This is a genomic window from Streptomyces sp. NPDC038707 (assembly GCF_040636485.1).
Classification (GTDB): Bacteria; Actinomycetota; Actinomycetes; order Streptomycetales; family Streptomycetaceae; genus Streptomyces.
On sequence record NZ_JBEZUP010000009.1, the window covers coordinates 139,742 to 159,783 of the forward strand.

The 20,042-nt window shown below is 74.4% G+C and carries 18 protein-coding genes and 1 pseudogene; 12 read left to right on the forward strand and 7 right to left on the reverse strand.

All coding sequences use genetic code 11. The annotated features are described in order from the left end of the window. Positions 1-42: 42 nt before the first annotated feature. The 3 genes from AB0E62_RS15115 to AB0E62_RS15125 form a co-directional block, all read right to left on the reverse strand. Complete coding sequence (locus AB0E62_RS15115) at positions 43-1,308, reverse strand: FAD-dependent oxidoreductase (protein ID WP_362192523.1); 1,266 nt, start codon at positions 1,306-1,308, stop codon at positions 43-45. A gap of 104 nt (positions 1,309-1,412) precedes the next feature. Next, positions 1,413-2,699 (reverse strand): deoxyguanosinetriphosphate triphosphohydrolase, encoded by a 1,287-nt coding sequence (locus tag AB0E62_RS15120; RefSeq protein WP_362192526.1) that lies wholly within the window; start codon positions 2,697-2,699, stop codon positions 1,413-1,415. 57 nt (positions 2,700-2,756) lie between these two features. Continuing rightward, positions 2,757-3,545, reverse strand: a complete 789-nt coding sequence (locus AB0E62_RS15125; protein WP_362192529.1) for a sirohydrochlorin chelatase — start codon at positions 3,543-3,545, stop codon at positions 2,757-2,759. A 153-nt stretch (positions 3,546-3,698) separates the two neighbouring features. Here AB0E62_RS15125 and AB0E62_RS15130 point away from each other — a divergent pair, with 153 nt between their 5' ends. The 5 genes from AB0E62_RS15130 (at position 3,699) to AB0E62_RS15150 (ending at position 9,387) form a co-directional block, all read left to right on the forward strand. Further along, positions 3,699-4,385: an ElyC/SanA/YdcF family protein gene (locus AB0E62_RS15130; RefSeq protein ID WP_362192532.1), complete on the forward strand. Its 687-nt coding sequence runs from the start codon at positions 3,699-3,701 to the stop codon at positions 4,383-4,385. 124 nt (positions 4,386-4,509) lie between these two features. Then, positions 4,510-6,813: a molybdopterin-dependent oxidoreductase gene (locus tag AB0E62_RS15135; protein ID WP_362192535.1), complete on the forward strand. Its 2,304-nt coding sequence runs from the start codon at positions 4,510-4,512 to the stop codon at positions 6,811-6,813. Between the two features lie 70 nt (positions 6,814-6,883). Then, positions 6,884-7,717, forward strand: a complete 834-nt coding sequence (locus AB0E62_RS15140; protein WP_362192538.1) for an arylamine N-acetyltransferase — start codon at positions 6,884-6,886, stop codon at positions 7,715-7,717. A gap of 335 nt (positions 7,718-8,052) precedes the next feature. Then, positions 8,053-8,598, forward strand: coding sequence for a hypothetical protein (locus tag AB0E62_RS15145; RefSeq protein WP_362192541.1), 546 nt, complete (start codon positions 8,053-8,055; stop codon positions 8,596-8,598). A 123-nt stretch (positions 8,599-8,721) separates the two neighbouring features. Further along, positions 8,722-9,387, forward strand: coding sequence for a class F sortase (locus AB0E62_RS15150; RefSeq protein WP_362192543.1), 666 nt, complete (start codon positions 8,722-8,724; stop codon positions 9,385-9,387). 6 nt (positions 9,388-9,393) lie between these two features. On the opposite strand, the gene AB0E62_RS15155 is transcribed toward AB0E62_RS15150, so the two are convergent. After that, positions 9,394-9,738 carry a helix-turn-helix domain-containing protein gene (locus tag AB0E62_RS15155; RefSeq protein WP_362192546.1) on the reverse strand — a complete coding sequence of 115 codons (345 nt, stop codon included), beginning with the start codon at positions 9,736-9,738 and terminating at the stop codon, positions 9,394-9,396. A 99-nt stretch (positions 9,739-9,837) separates the two neighbouring features. Between AB0E62_RS15155 and AB0E62_RS15160 the strand changes: the two genes are divergently transcribed. The 5 genes and pseudogenes from AB0E62_RS15160 to AB0E62_RS15180 form a co-directional block, all read left to right on the forward strand. Then, the gene (locus tag AB0E62_RS15160) at positions 9,838-10,725 is read left to right on the forward strand and encodes an NAD(P)-binding domain-containing protein (RefSeq protein ID WP_362192549.1); all 888 of its coding nucleotides are present in this window, start codon (positions 9,838-9,840) and stop codon (positions 10,723-10,725) included. A gap of 177 nt (positions 10,726-10,902) precedes the next feature. Then, a complete protein-coding gene (locus tag AB0E62_RS15165) occupies positions 10,903-12,117 on the forward strand; it encodes an FAD-dependent oxidoreductase (protein ID WP_362192552.1) in 1,215 nt (404 codons plus the stop codon). Next, positions 12,118-14,727, forward strand: a complete 2,610-nt coding sequence (gene nirB / locus AB0E62_RS15170; protein WP_362192555.1) for a nitrite reductase large subunit NirB — start codon at positions 12,118-12,120, stop codon at positions 14,725-14,727. Continuing rightward, positions 14,724-15,077: a nitrite reductase small subunit NirD gene (gene nirD / locus AB0E62_RS15175; protein ID WP_362192558.1), complete on the forward strand. Its 354-nt coding sequence runs from the start codon at positions 14,724-14,726 to the stop codon at positions 15,075-15,077. Before nirB ends, nirD begins: the two co-directional genes overlap by 4 nt. A gap of 45 nt (positions 15,078-15,122) precedes the next feature. Further along, positions 15,123-15,350, forward strand: a pseudogene (locus AB0E62_RS15180) (TetR family transcriptional regulator); the annotation flags it as partial. 84 nt (positions 15,351-15,434) lie between these two features. Here AB0E62_RS15180 and AB0E62_RS15185 read toward each other — a convergent pair. Genes AB0E62_RS15185 through AB0E62_RS15195 form a run of 3 tightly spaced genes read right to left on the reverse strand, consistent with a single transcriptional unit; the run spans position 15,435 to position 18,401 of the window. Next, on the reverse strand, positions 15,435-16,268 hold the full coding sequence (locus tag AB0E62_RS15185; protein WP_362192561.1) for a carbohydrate ABC transporter permease: 834 nt from the start codon (positions 16,266-16,268) through the stop codon (positions 15,435-15,437). Further along, positions 16,261-17,163 carry a sugar ABC transporter permease gene (locus AB0E62_RS15190; RefSeq protein ID WP_362192564.1) on the reverse strand — a complete coding sequence of 301 codons (903 nt, stop codon included), beginning with the start codon at positions 17,161-17,163 and terminating at the stop codon, positions 16,261-16,263. Before AB0E62_RS15190 ends, AB0E62_RS15185 begins: the two co-directional genes overlap by 8 nt. After that, on the reverse strand, positions 17,160-18,401 hold the full coding sequence (locus AB0E62_RS15195; protein ID WP_362192567.1) for a sugar ABC transporter substrate-binding protein: 1,242 nt from the start codon (positions 18,399-18,401) through the stop codon (positions 17,160-17,162). The genes AB0E62_RS15190 and AB0E62_RS15195 overlap by 4 nt, the downstream gene beginning before the upstream one ends. 180 nt (positions 18,402-18,581) lie before the next feature. On the opposite strand from AB0E62_RS15195, the gene AB0E62_RS15200 reads away from it, so the two are divergent. Together AB0E62_RS15200 and AB0E62_RS15205 are read left to right on the forward strand one after the other, a co-directional pair. Beyond that, the gene (locus AB0E62_RS15200) at positions 18,582-19,214 is read left to right on the forward strand and encodes a DUF4232 domain-containing protein (protein WP_362192570.1); all 633 of its coding nucleotides are present in this window, start codon (positions 18,582-18,584) and stop codon (positions 19,212-19,214) included. Between the two features lie 240 nt (positions 19,215-19,454). Continuing rightward, entirely contained in the window at positions 19,455-19,934 is a 480-nt protein-coding gene (locus AB0E62_RS15205; protein ID WP_362192573.1) for an excalibur calcium-binding domain-containing protein, read from the forward strand. Positions 19,935-20,042 lie beyond the last annotated feature (108 nt).

The window sequence follows — 20,042 nt, forward strand, 5'->3', positions numbered from 1 at the left end:
AATTCTACGGGGGCGCGGTGGCCCTTCCGGTGCCTTCGGGGGTCACGGGACGAGCCCGGCGAGCGGGACGTGCGGGTCGGACAGGGCCTCCACGTTCACCCGGGCCCGGGAACGGATCAGGTTCTGGATGTGCTCTGTGACATCCCACACGTTCACGTTCATCCCGGCCAGCACGCGCCCCTCGCGCACCCAGAACGCGATGAACTCCCGCTTGCCCGCGTCGCCCCGGATCACCACCTCGTCGTACGAGCCGGGCGGCGCCCATCCGCTGTACTCCATGCCCAGGTCGTACTGGTCGGTGAAGAAGTACGGCACGCGGTCGTAGGTGACGTCCCGGCCGAGCATCGCCCGGGCGGCGGCCGGGCCGCCGTTCAGGGCGTTCGCCCAGTGCTCCACCCGCAGCCGGGTGGCGAACAGGCCGAGCGGGAAGGACGCCACGTCCCCGGCCGCGTGGATGTCGGGGTCGGAGGTGCGCAGCCGCTCGTCCACCAGGATGCCGCCGCCGTGCTCCGGACCGGCGATCTCCAGCCCGGCCGCCTCGGCGAGCGCCACCCGCGGGGCCGCGCCGATCGCCGCGAGGACGTCGTGCGCCGGGTGCTCCTCGCCGTCGTCGGTGCGGGCGGCGAGGACCATGCCGTCCTGCCCGACGATCTCGGTGATCCGGGCCCCGAAGTGGAAGCGGACGCCGTGCTCGCGGTGCAGCTCGGCGAAGACGTTGCCCAGCTCCGGGCCGAGGACGCCGTGCAGCGGGGTCGGCTCCGGTTCGATCACCGTGACCTCGGCGCCGTACTGCCGGGCCGCCGCCGCGACCTCCAGGCCGATCCACCCGGCGCCCGCGATCACCAGGTGCCCGTTGTCCCGGCCGAGGTGCTGGAGCACCCCCCTCAGGCGCTCGGCGTGCGCGAGGCGGCGCAGGTGGTGGACGCCCGCCAGGCCGGTGCCGGGAACGTCCAGGCGGCGCGGTTCGGCGCCGGTGACCAGCAGCAGCTTGTCGTAGCGGACGAGGGTGCCGTCGTCACCGAAGCGGACCGTCTTCGCCGTGCGGTCGATCCGGTCCACGGTCTGGCCGAGGTGCAGCTCGACGTCGTGCCGCGCGTACCAGGCGGGCTCGTGCACGAAGACGCTGTCGCGCTCCTCCTTGCCGAGCAGGAGGCCCTTGGACAGCGGCGGGCGCTCGTACGGGTGGTCGCGTTCGTCGCAGATCAGTATCACCCGTCCGCTGAAACCCTCCGCCCGGAGCGTCTCGGCCGCCTTCGCACCGGCGAGACCGCCTCCGACGATGACGAATGTCTGATCCGCGTCGACCACTTGATGCCTCCTCGTAAGGGTGCCGCCACGTGCGAGCCTCCCGCACGCAGCGTGATGCGGGAAGAGGGGGTGACCCGATCAGGCCACGGAGGGTCACGTCGGTGTCACCCGCGTCCCGTCAGTCTCGCGTGCAACGACAGCGCGGAGGCGTCGGTGAGGGAGGCGATCTGGTCGACGATCACCCGCTTGCGCCCCCGGTCGTCGTCCGCCGCGTCGAACAGCGCGCGGAACTGCGGGTCCAGTCCGTCGGGCGCGCGGGCGGTCAGCGCCTCGGCCAGTTCGGCGACGATCACCCGCTGGTCGGCGCGCAGCCGCTCCTGCTCGGCGCGCTGCATCACGTACCGGTCCGCGACCGCCTTGAGGACGGCGCACTCCATGCGGGTCTCGCGGGGTACGACCAGCCGGGCGGCGTACCGGGTGAGCCGGCCCGTGCCGTACGCGGCGCGCGTGGCGGTCTCGGCGGCCAGGCAGAACCGGCCGATGAGCTGGCTGGTGGCGTCCTTCAGCCGGGCCTGGGCGGCGGCCGTGCCGTCGTAGCCGTGCGGCCACCACTCCTCGTCCTGGAGGCGGTCCAGGGCCGCGTCGAGTTCGGCCGGGTCGGTGCCGGCGGGGGCGTAGCGGCGGGCGGCCACCTCGAACACCGCCCGTCGTTCCGGCTCGGCGTGCAGGCAGTTGGGGTCGATGTGCCCGGCGTGCAGTCCGTCCTCGACGTCGTGCACCGAGTAGGCCACGTCGTCCGACCAGTCCATGACCTGCGCCTCGAAGCAGGTGCGGGTGCCGGGGGCGTGGGCGCGGACCCAGTCGAACACCGCGCGGTCGTCGTCGTACACACCGAACTTCGGTGACCCGGGCGCGGTGGGGTGCCCGCCGCGCGGCCAGGGGTACTTGGTGGCGGCGTCCAGGGTGGCGCGGGTGAGGTTCAGGCCGACGGAGCGGTCCTCGGTGAACCGTTTCGGCTCGATGCGGGTGAGGAGCCTGAGGGACTGGGCGTTGCCCTCGAAACCGCCGCAGTCGTCGGCGAACTCGTTCAGCGCCCGCTCGCCGTTGTGCCCGAAGGGGGGATGACCGAGGTCGTGGGCGAGGCAGGCCGCCTCCACCAGGTCCGGGTCACAGCCGAGGGCGGCGCCCAGATCCCGGCCCACCTGCGCGCATTCCAGGGAGTGGGTGAGGCGGGTGCGCGGGCTGGCGTCCCACATCTGGCTCCTGGTCCCCGGGGTCACCACCTGCGTCTTGCCGGCCAGTCGGCGCAGGGCGGCCGAGTGGAGGATGCGGGCGCGGTCGCGCTGGAAGGCGGTACGGCCGGGGCGTTTGTCGGGTTCGGGGGCCCAGCGTTCGGCTGACGCCGGATCGTATGCCGGGTCGTGTGCCGTGGAGAGTGCGGTGCCTTCCATGGGTCGACAGTAAGCCGACCGGTCGCGTGCTTCGCGTGCGGGGCCGCCGCGGGTCCCTCAGGCCGCGGAGGTCCCCGGCAGGGCGGCGCTCTGCTCATAGCGGTGCAGCACCAGGCGGGCCATCGCCTCGTGCGCCCCGAGCGGGGCCGAGGCGATCCACGGCGCCTGGGAGGCGCACTGCGTCGCGAAGCGGCCCGGGGCCGTGAAGTACGACGCGACGGCCACCCGGTGCCGGCCCCTGGCCGCCAGGGCGCGCAGGGCCGTCGGGACCGTCGGGTTCGCCGCCGAGGCGTACGCGGGGACGACCGGGACGCCGAGCCGGCCGGCCAGGAGGCGGGCCGTGCGGCGGGTGTCGGTGGCCGAGTCCGGGTCGCGGGAGCCCGCCGCCGCGAGGACGACCGCGGTCGTACGGCGGGCGGTGCCGTCCAGGGCGGCGGGCCAGCCGGCCTCGGTCAGGCGGGCGTGCAGGGCCTCGGCGAGCAGCGGGTGCGGGCCGAGCGGGGCGGCCACGCTCGCGGGTACCGGTGCGGCGGCGGCCAGCTCGGGGATGTCCTGCTTGACGTGGTAGCCCCGGCCGAGGAGCAGCGGGACGAGGACGGCGCGGGGGGCGCCGAGGGCCGCGAGGGTGTCGGGCAGCAGGGGCTCGGTCAGCTCGATGTGGCCCAGGCGGACCGGCAGGCCGGGGCGCAGCGCGCGGACCCGGTCCAGGAGGGCCCGGACGGTGGTGAGCGCCCGCGGGTCGCGGCTGCCGTGGGCGACCAGGACCAGGGCGGGCGGTGCCGGGCGGCGGCGGCCGGGCCGGGAGACCGGCCGGGCGCGGGTGCGGAGTGGGGTCGACGCCGTCATGGCAGGATCCTGGCCCCCCGAGGTTGCGCCCCCGTTGCCGGGCCGTCACGGGCATTTTCCGTACCATCACCCCGGCCCGGGGCGGGGTGTGAGGCGAACCGGGCCGGTGCGGGCGGCGTCTTCCCCGGTCGGGACGATCAGGAGGGACGCCGTATGAGGATCCGCCGGCCGCGAATGCCGCTGTGGCCGCGTACCCGGGCCGGGCAGCGGCGGCTGCTGCTGGCCCTGGTGGCCGGATGTGTGCTGGCGCTGCTGCCGGCGACCTGGCTGCGCCTGTCCACGGTGGACCGGCTGCGCACCACGGCGGACGTGCCGCGCACCGAGGTCGCGGTGGTGTTCGGGGCGGGGCTGTGGCACGGGGAGCCGTCGCCGTATCTCGCGCACCGGCTGGACGCGGCGGTGACGCTGTACCGGGCGGGGCGGATCGAGGTCGTCCTCGTCACCGGGGACAACAGCCGCGAGGACTACGACGAGCCCGACGCCATGCGCGCCTACCTCACGGAACACGGCGTGCCGGACCGGCGGATCGTCAGCGACTACGCCGGGTTCGACACCTGGGACTCCTGCGTGCGGGCCAGGCGGGTCTTCGGGGTGGACCGGGCGGTGCTGATCAGCCAGGACTTCCACATCCGGCGGGCGGTGGCGCTGTGCGAGGCGGCGGGAGTGGACTCGTACGGCGTCGGGGTGGCCGCCGAGCACGACGTGACCTGGTACTACGGCGGGACGCGCGAGCTGTTCGCGGCGGGCAAGGCGGCGCTGGACGCGGTGTTCCGGCCGCATCCGCGGTTCCTCGGGCCCCGGGAGCCGGGGGTGGCGCGAGCGCTGGCGGCGGGGCGGTGACGGCGTCGCCGCCTGGCGGGACGGCTCCCTCACGGCGGGCCGGGCGGCGCGGGGAGGTCGCCGTGCCGGGGGCGTAACCGGAGGCGGCCGGGGGGCGTAACACACCGGACGCACGCTGGGCGGCATGGAGAACACCTCGACGCCCACCCACTGCCCGTACTGCGCCCTGCAGTGCGGGATGAACCTGACGGCCCTGCCCCAGGGGGGCGTCGAGGTCACCGAGCGTACGGACTTCCCGGTCAACCGGGGCGCGCTGTGCGGCAAGGGCCGCACGGCGGCCGAGGTGCTGTCCCCGGCCCTGCGGTTGACCGCCCCGCTGGTGCGGGAGGGCGGCCGGCTGGTGGAGGCGAGCTGGACCGAGGCGCTGGACCGGATCGCCGGGCGGCTCGCGGCGACCCGGGAGCGGTACGGCGCCGACGCGCTCGGGGTGTTCGGCGGGGGCGGGCTGACCAACGAGAAGGCGTACGCGCTCGGCAAGTTCGCGCGGGTGGTGCTGGGCACCTCGCAGATCGACTACAACGGCCGGTTCTGCATGTCGTCGGCCGCGGCGGCGGGCATGAAGGCCTTCGGCCTGGACCGGGGGCTGCCGTTCCCGCTGGAGGACATCCCGAGGACCGGCTGCGTGATCCTCGTCGGCTCCAACCTGGCCGAGACGATGCCGCCGGCGCTGCGGTACTTCGCCGAACTGCGGGAGAACGGCGGCACGCTGATCGTCGTCGACCCGCGCCGGACGCGGACGGCGCAGCAGGCGGACCTGCACCTCGCGCCCCGCCCCGGCACCGACCTGGCCCTCGCCCTCGGCCTGCTGCACCTGGTGGTGGCCGAGGGGCGCACGGACGAGGAGTACATCCGGGAGCGGACCACGGGCTGGTCCGAGGCCCGGGCGGCGGCGATGGCCCACTGGCCGGAGTACGTGGAGCGGATCACCGGGGTGCCGGTTCCCCGACTGCGGGAAGCGGTACGGATGTTCTGCGAGCCGGAGTCGGCGATGGTGCTGACCGCGCGCGGGCCGGAGCAGCAGTCCAAGGGCACGGACACGGTGGGCGCGTGGATCAACCTGTGCCTGGCCACCGGCCGCGCGGGGCGCCCGCTGTCCGGATACGGCTGCCTGACCGGGCAGGGCAACGGGCAGGGCGGGCGCGAACACGGCCAGAAGGCCGACCAGTTGCCCGGCTACCGCAAGCTGGACGACCCGGCGGCGCGGCGGCACGTGGCCGGGGTGTGGGGCGTGGACCCGGACAGCCTGCCGGGCCCCGGGCGCAGCGCGTACGAGCTCCTGGACGCGCTCGGCACCGACGTGCGGGCGCTGCTGCTGATGGGGTCCAACCCGGTGGTGTCGGCCCCGCGCGCGGCGCACGTCGAGGAGCGGCTGCGCTCGCTGGACTTCCTGGCCGTGGCCGACGTGGTGCTCTCCGAGACGGCGGAGCTGGCGGACGTGGTGCTGCCGGTGACCCAGTGGGCGGAGGAGACGGGCACGACGACCAGCCTGGAGGGCCGGGTGCTGCTGCGCCGCCGGGCGGTCGCCCCGCCGCCGGGCGTCCACAGCGACCTGTACGTCCTGCACGAGCTGGCCGGCCGGCTCGGCGTGGAGAAGGGCTTCCCGACGGACCCGGAGGAGGTCTTCGCGGAGCTGCGCCGCGCCAGCGCGGGCGGCCCGGCGGACTACTCGGGCATCACCTACCGCCGCCTGGCCGAGGAGAACGGCGTCTTCTGGCCCTGCCCGGAGGAACGGGGCGAGGGGGAGACCGGGGGCGCGGGACGGGAGCCGGGCGTCCTGTCCGAGGACGCGGTGGCAGCCGGGGACGGAGACGCGGGCGGAGCCGCCGAGGGCGAGGACGCGGCCCTGGACGTCCTGCCGGACGACCCGGCGACGGACACCGGCGCGGACCCCGGCACCCGCCCGGACGGCCCGACGACGGACACCGGCGGCGCCGCACGCCCCCCGCGTGCGGCGGGGTACCACCCCGGCACCCCGCGCCTCTTCCTCGACCGTTTCGCCACCCCGGACGGCCGGGCCCGGTTCGTGGCCGTGGCGCACCGGGCGACCGCCGAGGAGCCGGACGCGGAGTATCCGCTGCTGCTGACCACCGGCCGGGTGGTGGCCCAGTACCAGTCGGGGGCGCAGACCCGGCGCGTGGCGGAGCTGAACGCGGCGGCGCCGGGCCCGTTCGTGGAGCTGCACCCCCGGCTCGCGGCCCGGCTGGGCGCGGCCGACGGCGACCCGCTGGCCGTGGTGTCGCGGCGCGGCCGTGCCGTGGCCCCGGCCCGGATCACCGACACGATCCGCCCGGACACCGTCTTCATGCCGTTCCACTGGCCGGGCGAGGGCCGCGCCAACACCCTCACCAACCCAGCGCTGGACCCCACGTCCCGGATGCCGGAGTTCAAGTCGTGCGCGGTGCGGGTGGAGGTCGTACCGCGGTCGTAGGGCTACGGTCGGAAGGAGGTTCGGCCGGGGGCCCGCGGTGGGCGGGGGCGGGCTCGCGTAGGTTCGGGGTATGTCCGACAAAGAGCAGTACGACCTCGACGCCTACCTGGACCGGATCGGCTGGAAGGGCGACCGGCGGCCCGATCTGGCCACCCTGCGGGGCGTACACCTGGCGCATTCGCTCTCGCTGCCCTTCGAGAACCTGGACCCGGTGACGGGCGCGGCCCCCTCCCTGGCAGCCGGCGACCTGATGGCCAAGATGGTGCGCGGGCGGCGCGGCGGGTACTGCTACGAGCACAACACCCTGCTGCGGCTGGCGCTGGAGGCACTCGGGTTCCGGGTGACCCCGCTGGCCGGCCGGGTGACGGCGGGCGCCGGGTCACCGGACAGCCGGCCGCGTACGCACGCGATGCTCCAGGTGGAGGTGGCGGGCGAGCCGTGGCCGTACCTGGCGGACGTCGGTTTCGGCGCGCCGGGGGCGCTGCTGCTGCCGGTGCCGCTGGTGTCCGGCACCGAGTACGAGGGCGCCGGACGCCGGCACCGGCTGGTGCCGCTGCCGCACCACGGGCCGCTGGAGCTGTGGGAGTTGCAGGCGTACGACCACCGGGCCGGAGAGTGGGCCGGGCAGTACGCGTTCACCCGGGAGCCGTTCACCGCCCAGGACTTCGAGGTGTTCAACTGGTACGTCGGCACCCACCCGCGCTCCCCGTTCACCCGCCGCCCCTACCTCCAGCGGACCCTGCCCGACGGGCACCATCTCGCCCTGGACGGGGCCCGGTTCACCGAGACCCTCGCCGACGGCACGGTCACGGAACGCGAGCTGACGGACGAGGCGGAGGCGCGGCGCGTGGTGGAGGAGCGGTTCGGGATCGCGGTACCGGACGGGGCGACGCTGCTGGGCTGAGCCCCGCTCCCGGCCGGGGCCCGAAGGGGCGACCGCGTGGGCCGGGCCGGTGCGGCGGTGCCGGTGGACGGAGGCGGGCGTGATGACGACCCGTCACCCGTTCACCGGTGCCGCCGCTCCATTCGTGTTCTCTTCATACTTCTTCCCCTTGGTCCTCCGCACCCGCCCGTGACCTGCTGGAACGCCGTACCGGCTCACCCGGGCGGGTGGCGGGACCGCCACCCGTTCACCGCATTCCTGACGCTCCCTCAGCAAGCGGTCCGGCCGCCGAGCCACTTATCTCGGAAGGGCAGGGGCGCACCCCTGGACGAGTCGGACAAGCTCTGGGGAGCACCATGCGACGCACTGCCCGTCTCCTGGCCGGTACCGCGCTCGCCGTGGCCGCCACGGCGCCCGCCCACGCCGCGGCCGCCACGGACCCGTCGGCACGGCTCACGGCCGCCCCGGCCGGCCGGCTCGAGGTGCGGCCGGCCACCGTGACACCCGGCGGCGAGGTCACCGTGAGCACGGCCGGGTGCGGGTCCCCGGCCGCCGCGACCGGGGACGCGGGCGCGCTCGGCGCCGGCACCTTCCCGCTCGCGCCCGGCGCCGAGGAGGGCCGCACGGCCGGCCGGTTCCGGGTGCCGCCGAGCGCCCAGCCGGGCACGTACGAGATCGTCGCCCGGTGTGCCGAGGGGGACCGGCAGGTGGCGGGCGACCTGGTGGTGGCGCTCGACGCGGTGCACGGGCAGGTGCAGCCGCGGGGAAGCGTGAAGACGGGGGTCGGCGGCGGACTCGGCCCCGACCCCGTGCAGACCACGGCGGGTGTGGCGGCACTGGCCGTCGCCGCCGCGGGCGGTACCTGGCTCCTGCATCGCCGGGCGAGAGGCGACGGGATCTGACGGACACCCTCCGCTGTCCGTCCACCGGTACCGCACATCCCGCCCCCTCCGGGTCCGACGCCCCTCGCGGCCCGGAGGGGGAGGGCATCCGACAGGGGGCCGTCCGAGAGAGAGGGGTCGCGCATGCGCGCTGGGACGACCCGGGGCACCGGACAAGCCGGGCGCGGGCGCCGGGCCCGGCTCGGGGACGCCGTCATAGCCGCCGTCACCGTGGCGGCCCTCGGCTCGGGGGCGTGGCTGCTGGGCGGCACCGGCCCGCGGACCCCGCCGCAGCCGGCGGCCGCCGAGGGCCGGGCCGAGCCCGGCGGTGACCGGGACGCGGCACCCGCCCTCGCGCCCTCGCCGCCGCTGCGCGTGCGCATCCCCGCGATCCGCGTGGACGCGCCCCTGACCGGCCTGTCCCTCACCCCCTCCGGCAGCCTGGACGCCCCGCCCGCCAAGGAGCGGAACCTGGCCGGCTGGTACGAGGCCGGGACCACGCCCGGGGAGACGGGTACCGCGATCGTCGCCGGCCATGTCGACAACGCCGACGGGCCCGCCGTCTTCTACCGCCTCGGCGCGCTCAGGCGGGGCGCCCGCGTCGAGGTGGACCGCCGGGACGGCACCGTCGCGCTGTTCACCGTGGACGCGGTGGAGGTGTACTCGGCCCGCGACTTCCCCGACGACAAGGTCTACGGCGCCGCCCCCCGCCCCGAACTCCGCGTCATCACCTGCGGCGGCGGCTATTCGAAGACCACCGGCTACCAGGGCAACGTGGTGGTGTTCGCCCACCTGACGGGCAGCCGCTGACCGCACTCAGCGAGCCGCCGGCTCCACACCCAGGACATGTCTCTTCCCCCACACGCCCAGCGGCTCCAGCGCCTCGTTCAGCTGGTCGCCGACCTCGGTCAGGGAGTACTCGACGCGGGGCGGCACCTCGGCGTAGTCCTCGCGGTGCACGATGCCGTCGGCCTCCAGCTCGCGCAGCTGAGCGGCGAGCACCTTCTCCGTGACGCCCGGCAGCAGCCGGCGCAGCTCCCCGAACCGGCGGGTGCCCTCCCCCAGTGCCCACAGGATGGACACCTTCCACTTGCCGTCGATGACGTCCATCGCCGCGTCGGTGCCGCAGACGTACGCCCCCGGCCGCCGTCCCACCGGCATGCTGTTTCCCCCTTCCGACCCGCACGCTTCCCCACGGGTAACCACCCACTCCGAAGTACGTACTTATGCGCGGTGGCTCCCTCGGGGAGCCTAGTCGCCATGACCGACAACTCCCCTTCCTCCGGCCCCCGTACCTCCCTGACCCTGCTCGGCACCGGTGCCATGGGCACCGCGCTCGGCCGTGCCTGGCTCGCCGCCGGGCACTCCCTGACCGTCTGGAACCGCACGCCGGAGCGGACGGCCGCGCTGACCGCCGAGGGCGCGGAGGCCGCCGGCAGCGCGGCGGCGGCGGTGGCCGCGAACCGGCTCGTGGTGGCCTGCCTGCTGGACGACGCCTCGGTGGGCGCCGCCCTGGAGGGTGCCGACCTGGCCGGCCGGGACCTGGTCAACCTCACCACCGGCACCCCCGCCGACGCCCGGGCCCGCGCCGCCTGGGCCGCCGAGCGGGGCGCCCGGCTGCTGGACGGCGGGATCATGGCCGTACCGCCGATGATCGGCGCGCCCGGCGCCTTCGTGTTCTACAGCGGTGACCGGGAGCTGTTCGAGGAGCACCGGGACACCCTCGCCGTCCCGGCCGGCACCGAGTACGTCGGCGCCGGCCCCGGGTCCGCCGCGCTGCACGACGTGGCGCTGCTGACCGGCATGTACGGCATGTTCGCGGGGATCACGACCTCCTTCGCGCTGCTGCGGGAGGCGGAGGTGGCGCCCGAGGAGTTCGCCCCGCTGCTGGTGTCCTGGCTGACCGCGATGGCCGGCCAGGCCCACGGCATGGCCGAGCGGCTGGCGTCCGGCGACTACACGTCCGGTGTCGTCTCCCACCTCGCGATGCAGGTCGCGGGCACCGGCACCCTGCTGCGCACGGCGGAGGAACAGGGGGTGAGCCCGGAACTGATCACCCCCTTCTTCGACCTCATGCGCCGCCGCCTGGCCGACGGCCACGGCACGGAGGACACCACCGGCCTGGTGGAGCTGCTGCGCACCCGCTGACCCGCCGGGACCCGGCGCCCACCGCTCCTGCCCCGTCCCGCCCCGGCGCCCACCGCTCCTGTCCCGTCCCGGCTCACGCCCCCTCACACCCGCCGCCCCGCTCCGCTGAGGGCAGCGTTCCGCCCGGGAAACAGACGTGATGCCGCCGGGTAACGTCCGGGACGCACGCTCGGGGACATGACCTCGAATACGCGTGTGGTGGTGATCGGCGCCGGCCTCGCGGGCGTACGGCTCGCCCGGCGGCTCGGTGAGCTGGGCACGCCCGCGCTGCTCGTCGGCGACGAGGAGCACGCGCCGTACAACCGGGTGCTCCTCGCCGAGGTGCTGGCCGGCCGGTACGCGCCGGAGGTGATCGCCCTCCCGCCGCCGGCCGGCCTGCTGCGTACCCGCGTCACCGGCATCGACCGGGCCGCCCGCACCGTCACCTGCGCCGACGGCATGCCGATCGCCTACGACACGCTGGTCCTGGCCACCGGCTCCAACCCGGTGCTGCCCCCGCTGCGCGGCCTGTTCACGCCCGACCGGCGGCTCCCCGAGGGCGTCCACGCCTTCCGCACCCTGGACGACTGCCTGGGCCTGGCCGAGGCGGTCCGGCCGGGGGTACGCGCGGTCGTCATCGGCGGCGGCCTGCTCGGCGTCTCCGCCGCCCGCGCGCTGGCCGTCCGCGGCGCCCAGGTGGTCCTCGCCCAGCAGGCCGAACGGCTCATGGAGCGCCAGCTCGACCCGGACGCCTCCCGGCTGGTGCACCGTCACCTCACCGCCCTGGGCGTCGAGGTGCACACCGAGTGCCGGGTGCGGGACGTGCGCTGCGTGGCCGGCGCGGTCCGCTCGGTGGAGCTGGCCGACGGCTACGCCCTCGACGCCGACCTCGTCGTCCTCGCCTGCGGGGTACGGCCCCGTACCGCCCTCGCCGAGCAGGCGGGCCTCGCCGTGCGCAAGGGAGTCCTCGTGGACGACGAGCTGCGCACCTCGGACCCGTTCGTCCACGCCATCGGCGACTGCGCCCAGCACGACGGCACGGTCTACGGACTGGCCGCACCGGCCCTCGAACAGGCCGACGCGCTCGCCGAGTTGCTCGCCGGCGACCCCACCGCACGCTACCGCGGCACCCGTTCCCTGACCCGGCTGACCCTGACCGGTCCCGGCTCCCCCTTCGACCTCGCCGCGTTCGGCGAGACCGAGGCGCGCCCCGGCGACGACGTCGTGCGGCTCGCCGACGCCACCCGGGGCACCTACCGCAAGGTCGTCGTCCGCGACGACCGCCTGGTCGGCGGGGTCCTCGTCGGCGAACTCGGCACCGTCGGCGCGCTCGCCCGCGCCTGGGAGGGAGCGGAGCCGCTCCCCGGCGACGGGCCCCTGCTGCACCTGCTCACCAACGATGGAGGCTCCTGAATGACCGCCACCCTGGGGGCCACCCCCACGATCGTGCTCGTCGGCCACGGCATGGTCGGCCAGCGCTTCCTGGAGGCACTGGCCGAGCGCGGCCTGACCGCCACGCACCGCGTGGTCGTGCTGTGCGAGGAGCCGCGTCCGGCGTACGACCGCGTGCAGCTCACCTCGTACTTCTCGGGGAAGACCCCCGAGGACCTGTCCCTGACCGACCGCAAGTTCATCGAGGACCACGGCATCGAGCTGCACCTCGGCGACCCGGCCGAGACCGTCGACCGCGAGGCGCGGAAGGTGACCGCCCGCTCGGGCCTGGTCGTGGACTACGACGTCCTGGTCCTGGCCACCGGCTCCTACCCGTTCGTGCCGCCGGTGCCGAACAAGGACGCCGCCGGCTGCTTCGTGTACCGCACCATCGAGGACCTGCTCGCCATCGAGGAGTACGCGAAGTCCCGGGCGACGACGGGTGCCGTGGTCGGCGGCGGGCTGCTCGGCCTGGAGGCGGCCGGCGCGCTCAAGGGCCTCGGACTGAACGCGCACATCGTGGAGTTCGCGCCGCGCCTGATGCCGGTGCAGGTCGACGAGGGCGGCGGCGCGGCCCTGCTGCGCACCATCGAGCAACTGGGCCTGACGGTGCACACCGGCGTGGGCACCCAGGAGATCGTGACGGACGCCGAGGGCGCCGTGACCGGCATGAAGCTGTCCGACGGTTCCGAACTGGCCACCGACTTGGTGGTGTTCAGCGCCGGCGTCCGCCCCCGCGACCAGCTGGCCCGGGAGTGCGGCCTCGCGGTCGGCGAGCGCGGCGGCATCGCGGTGGACGAGCGGTGCCGGACCGTGTCCGACCCGCACGTCTTCGCGATCGGGGAGTGCGCGCTGGCCGCCGACGGCCGGGTGTACGGCCTGGTGGCGCCGGGCTACGAGCAGGCCGAGACGGCCGCCGCCACCATCGCCGCCGACGAGGCGTCCTTCACCGGCGCCGACCTGTCGACCAAGCTGAAGCTGCTCGGCGTGGACGTCGCCTCCTTCGGCGACGCGCACGGCACCACCGAGGACTGCGTGGACGTCGTCTACTCCGACTCGCGCGCGGGCCTGTACAAGAAGCTGGTCATCGGCGCGGACGGCACCCTGCTCGGCGGCATCCTGGTCGGCGACGCGGAGGCGTACGGCACCCTGCGCGCGCTCACCGGCTCGGTGCCGCCCGTCTCCCCCGAGTCTCTGGTGCTGCCCGCCGGAGCCGGCTCGGGGGCGCAGCTCGGCCCGTCCGCCCTGCCGGACGACGCGATCATCTGCTCCTGCCACAACGTCAGCAAGGGAACCATCCGCGGCGCGGTCACCGAGCACCGGTGCACCACCGTGCCCGAGGTGAAGAAGTGCACCAAGGCCGGTACCGGCTGCGGCAGTTGCGTGAAGGTGCTGGGCCAGCTGGTCACCGCCGAGCTGGAGGCGTCCGGCGTCGAGGTCGACAAGGGGCTGTGCGGCTGCTTCGCCCAGACCCGCGAGGAGCTGTACGAGATCGTCTTCGCGCTGCGCGTCACGTCGTACCGGGAGCTGCTGGACCGCTACGGCCGCGAGGGCGCCCGGGGCGGGGAGGGCTGCGAGGTGTGCAAGCCGACGGTCGGCTCGATCATCGCCTCCCTCGCCCCCGCCATCGGCGCGAGCGGCTACGTCCTGGACGGCGAGCAGGCCGCGCTCCAGGACACCAACGACCACTTCCTCGCCAACCTCCAGAAGAACGGCTCGTACTCGGTGGTGCCGCGCATCCCCGGCGGGGAGATCGCGCCCGAGAAGCTGATCGTGATCGGCGAGATCGCCCGGGACTTCGGCCTCTACACGAAGATCACCGGCGGCCAGCGGATCGACATGTTCGGCGCCCGGGTGGAGCAGCTGCCGCTGATCTGGGCCCGGCTGGTGGACGCCGGTTTCGAGTCCGGGCACGCCTACGGCAAGGCGCTGCGCACGGTGAAGTCCTGCGTCGGCTCCACCTGGTGCCGCTACGGCGTGCAGGACTCGGTGCGGATGGCGATCGACCTGGAGCTGCGCTACCGGGGCCTGAGGTCCCCGCACAAGCTGAAGTCGGCGGTCTCCGGCTGCCAGCGCGAGTGCGCGGAGGCCCAGTCGAAGGACTTCGGGGTGATCGCCACCGCCAACGGCTGGAACCTGTACGTCGGCGGCAACGGCGGCGCCACCCCGCGCCACGCCGACCTGCTCGCCCAGGACCTGTCCGACGCCGAACTGGTCCGGCTGATCGACCGGTTCCTGATGTTCTACATCCGCACCGCCGACCGGCTGGAGCGCACCAGCACCTGGCTGGAGCGCATCCCGGGCGGCCTGGACCACGTACGGGACGTGGTGGTGCACGACTCGCTCGGCATCTGCGACGAGCTGGAGCGGCTGATGCGCGAGCACGTGGCGCACTACCGGGACGAGTGGGCGGAGACCGTCAACGACCCGGAGAAGCTCGCCCGGTTCGTGTCCTTCGTGAACGCCCCGGACACCCCCGACCCGGTGGTCTCCTTCGTCCCCGAGCGCGACCAGATCAAGCCCGACCTGCCGCTGCTGACCATCGGGCTGCGGCCCGCCGACGACGTCCTGGAAGGAAGCGCCCAGCGATGACCCTGGCAGTTGAGACGACCGATCTGAAGGTCCAGCTCCAGCTCGCGGACGGCTGGTTCACGGTCTGCGACCTGAGCGTGCTGGTCCCCGGGCGGGGGGTGGCGGCCCTGCTGCCGGACGGCCGGCAGGCGGCCCTCTTCCGGGACCGCGCGGACCGGCTGTACGCCGTCGGCAACCGCGACCCGTTCACCGGGGCGGCCGTCCTGTCCCGCGGCCTGACCGGCACCCACCAGGGGCGCCCCTTCGTGGCCTCTCCCCTGCTGAAGCAGCGCTTCGACCTGCTCAGCGGCGCCTGCCTGGACGACGAGTCGGTGCGGATCCCGGTGTACGAGGTGCGCACGGTGTCCTGACCGGCAGGCTTCTCGACGGAACGGTTCAGTGAATCCGGGCCGGCCTCGGCACCCGGACCGGTGCTGCCGGCCGTGCGCGCACCGGTCCGGCGGTTCGCCGCCGAGGCCGCCGCGCGGGCCACCCGGGACCAGGGCTGCCCGGTCACCGGCACGGCGGTCGGACTGGACCCGCACGACCGGGAGGCCACCCGCCGGGTTGAGCGCAGCCGGGCCACCGTCGAGACCCTGCCGCACTCCGCCCCGGTGCACGCCCGGGCGCAGGGCGGGCCGGGCCGGGCGGATACGCGGCGAGGTGCCGCCGGGCCGGGTCTCCACCATCGGGGAGGTGGCCGCCGCGGTGCTGTGCCCGGCCTCGGGTCAGTCGATCCCGGACCGCTCCACCCCGGCCACGATCCACCGCTGGAAGCACAGGAACACCAGCAGCAGCGGCAGGATGGAGACGGCCGCCGCGACGAACAGCTCGTGCAGCCGGACGACCTGCGCGGTGGTGAACGAGGACAGGGCCACCTGCACCGTCCAGGCGCTTTGGTCCTGCCCGATCACCAGCGGCCACAGGAAGGAGTTCCACGCGCCGAGGAACACGATCGTCCCCACGGCCGCGAACACCGGGCGGCTGTTGGGGACGACGACCCGCCAGTACGTCCGCCAGTACCCGAGCCCGTCCACCTGGGCCGCGTCCTCCAGTTCCCGGGGGAAGCCGAGGAAGTACTGGCGGAAGACGAAGCAGGCGAACGCGGAGAACAGGGTCGGCACGATCAGCCCGCGCAGGGTCGAGATCCAGCCCAGCGACGACACCAGCACGAAGCTGGGCACGAAGGTGACGGCCGCCGGGACCAGCAGGGTGCCCAGGATGCCGTAGAACACCTTGTTCGCGTGCCGGTAGGGGATGCGGGCCAGGCCGTAGCCGGCGAGGGAGGCGAGCAGCAGGGTGCCGAGGGTGGTGGCGACCGCGATCAGCGCCGAGTTGAGCAGGGACCGGGCGAACGGCACCGACGGGTCCTCGAACAGTTCCCGGACGTTGCCCCACCGCACGTCGGAGGGGAAGAAGGTCCACTCCGGGGAGGTGATGTCCCGTTCGCCGGCCAGCCCGTTGCGCACCAGCAGGTAGAAGGGGACCAGGAAGAGCAGGGCGAGCGCGATCAGCAGCGCCAGCCGCAGCGCCCGCCCGGCCCGTACCAGGGCGTCATCCATCGCCGTCCGTCCTCCCCAGTCGCAGCCAGCGTCCCTGTGCCACCGTGACGACCGCGACGACCAGTGCGAGGATCACCGCGCCCGCGCTGCCGAGGCCCAGGTTCTGCCCCTGTCCCAGCGCGGTGTAGTAGAGGTAGACCAGCGGCGGCCGGGCGTACGGCGGGTAGCCCCGGGCGTCGGACAGCAGGTTGTAGAACTCGTCGAAGGCCTGGAAGGCGTTCACGACGAGCAGCAGCACCACCGCGACCGAGGTGCCCCGCAGCTGGGGCAGGGTGATGTGGCGCAGCACGGTCCAGCCGGGCCGGGCCCCGTCCACGGCCGCCGCCTCGTACAGCGCCGGGTCGATCCGCTGGAGCCCGGCGAGGAACAGGATCATGTAGAACCCGGCTTGCAGCCACAGTCGTACGGTGACGATGACCAGCCAGTACCAGGGCGGGTCGGTGGTGGACAGCCAGGCGACGGGATCGCCGCCGAACCAGCCCAGCACGGTGTTGGCCAGCCCGAACCGCACCCCGTTGAAGATCGACATCTTCCAGATCAGCGCGGCCACCACATAGCTGCACGCGGCCGGCAGGAAGAACACCGACCGGAAGAACGCCCGCGCCCGCCGGACCCGGTTGACCATCAGGGCGAGGGCCAGGGAGAACCCGTAGGTGACCGGCACGATGAAGGCGGTGAAGATCAGGAACGTCCCCAGGCTGTCGCGGAACGCCGAATCCCGCAGCATCGCCGCGTAGTTGTCCAGGCCGGTGAACTGCGTGGGCGTGACGGTGTTGTGCGCGTCGAAGAAGCTCAGGCCCACGCTCCACAGCAGCGGTACGTAGGTGAACAGCGCGAGCCCCAGGGCGAACGGCCCGACGAACACCCAGAACCACAGGGTTCTGTGCCGCCTCACTTGCTTACCCTGGCGATCTCCTCCGCCACCTTCCGCACGACGGCCCGCAGTTCCCGCTCCGGGTCCGCCCCGCCCTTGATGATCCGGCTGAGGGCGTCCTGGTAGGCGGTCTGGCCGGCCGGGGTCCACAGCAGCGGCTGGGCGTAGCCGTGGTCGGTGGTGAACCGTACGACGTCGGCGGCCGGTCCCTCGCGCAGCGCGGTGGCCTCGGCGGCGAGGGAGCGCCTGGCGGGGATGTGGAAGCCGTAGGAGAGCGCGAAGTCCTTCTGGTAGTCGGTGCGGTCCACCCAGAGCCACTTCACGTACCGCTTGGCCAGATCCTTGTGCCCGCTGCGGGCGCTGACGGCGGCGCCGTAGGCCCCCACGGGTACGGCGGGCCGGCCGCGGTCGCCGTCCGCCGGGAACGGCAGCACCCCGAAGTCGTCCCCGAGTTCGCGTTTGATCACGGGCAGCGCCCACAGTCCGGACCACTGCATCGCGGTCAGCCCCTGGAGGAAGGCGGACGGGTCGGACCAGTCGGCGGGCGCGCCGAGGAGCAGGGACTTGTCGGCGTACAGCCGGTGGAGCTTGCCGAGGGTGCGGGCGGCGGCGGGGTCGTCGAAGCCGACCCGGCCGTCGTCGGTGACCAGGGTCAGGCCCGCCGCGTACAGGGGGGTCGCGCCGAGGACACCGGCGCCTCCGTCGTTGCCGAGGAAGAGGCCCTTGGTCCTGCGGTCGGTGAGCTCGCGGGCGGCGTCGACCAGCGCGTCCAGGGTGGCGGGCGGCTCGACACCGGCGTCGCGCAGCAGGCTCTTGCGGTAGTACAGCAGTTGGGTGTCGATGACCTGGGGAATCCCGTAGACCCTGCCCTCGTGGGTCTTCGGCGCGAGCACGGCCGGATTGAAGTCGTCCTTCGCCCCCGCCAGCAGGTCGGTGAGATCGAGGACCTGTCCGCCCCGGATCTGGTCCAGGGTGGGCCCGTTGACCTCGAAGACGTCGGGCCCGGAGTCGGTGAGCAGGGCGGCGGCGGTCTGCTGGTCGTAGTTGCCCGGCCGCCACTGCACCGAGACGTCGGCCTCGCGGAAGGCGGCGGCGTACCGCTGGACGGCCCGCTCGGTGCCCGGCTCGCCGTACTGGTGGTACCACTGCGACAGCCGGGGCCCGGAACCGCCGCCCCCGCGCCCGGTGTTGGATCCGCACGCCGTGAGCAGTCCGGCGCCCGCGCCCGCGGCCAGCAGTGTCCTGCGGCTGATCGTCATCCTGTGCCCCCTGACGTCCGTCATCGATGCACGGCCCAACGATCAACCATGCGCGGCGATTACGAAAGACGCGTTGCGGCCGTGTGTCGGCGTCCGCCGTCCAGTGGGCACCCGGATGGTGTGTCCCCGTAACGGTGCACAACTTTTCCGCTCCGGGACGCATCCAACACAGTGCCCGTCATGCACCCCTTCGCCGCGAAGAAGGAGAATGCGCCCATGTTCCAGAAGCCGAATCCGACGACTGAGCGTCCCGGTCAGCAGCATGCGGGACGCTCCCGGGCCTCCCGGGCCCTGCGCGGGCGCGGGCCGGTGACCGCGCTGGCCGCCGCGCTGCTGGGCGTCACGGCCGCCGGGGCCGCCGGGGCCGCCTGGAGCGCGACACCGGCGGCGGCCCGGACCACGACCGCCATACGGACCTGCGCGGTGAGCGACCTGTACCTGTCCATGGGCAAGAAGGGGGTCGCGACCGGTTCCCTGTACTGGCCGGTCCGGTTCACCAACACCAGCACCACCAAGTGCGCCCTGCGCGGCTACCCGGGCGTGAGCGTCCTGGACAGCGCCCACCACCGCGTCGGCCCGGCGGCGAAGCACAGCGGCCGGAGCTACGGCACGGTCACCCTCTCCCCCGGCCGCTCCGCCACGGCGGTCCTGCGCACGGCCAACGGCCCGGTGGGCGGCCCCTGCGAACGCACCGGCACCTACCTCAGCGTCTACCCGCCGTCCTCCCGCACGGCCACCCTCGTCCCGGCCCCGTGGAAGACCTGCTCGAAGATCTTCCAGACGGGACCGGTGAACACGGACGACGCGTTCTGACCGCCTCCTGACCGACGCGGGCCGGTGGAGGCACCAAAAGGCACCGAGAGGCACCGAGGGGGCGCCTCCACCGGGCGTTCAGGGTCGCCGGGCTTCCCGTGGCCGTGCAGCGGGAGCCCTCCACCCCTCTTTTTCGTTCATCACAAAACCATCACCTCCCCTCCCGGGCGACGCCCCGCACCTACGGTGGTCGGCACGTGCCACCGCCCGGGGTACGCACCATCGCCTGAGGGGGGCACCATGACGAACCCGTACACCCCGCCGTCCACGCCGAGAACCCCCCGGTGGGCCCGGAAGCGGTACGTCCTCCCCGCCCTCGCCCTCGCCCTCTTCGCCGGCGTGGGCATAGGCGCCGCGGACGAGGACGCCGCGACCGACACCGAGCCGGCCGCCGCCCAGCCCCGCCCGACCGTGACCGTGACGGCCACCGCCACCGCCACCGCCACGGCGACGGCGACGGCGACGCACACCGCGGACCCGGAGCCCGCTCCCACCGTGACCGAGACCCGTACCGTCAAGGTCACCACGACCGTCACGGCACAGCCGGTGTCCGGTGGCGACACGTCCGCCGGCGGATCCGTCGACGCCGGCGGATCCGGGAGCGTCTACTACGCCAACTGCACCGCGGCCCGCGCCGCCGGTGACACCCCGCTGTACGCGGGCGACCCGGGCTACGACTCCCACCTCGACCGGGACGGCGACGGAGTGGCCTGCGAGTGACCGGGCCGGCGCCCGGACGGACCCGGGGGCGCACAAAGGGGCGGCACCCCCCGCACCGGGGTGCCGCCCCTTCTTTTTCGTGCGCCGGGGCCGTCGTCGATCGGTGAG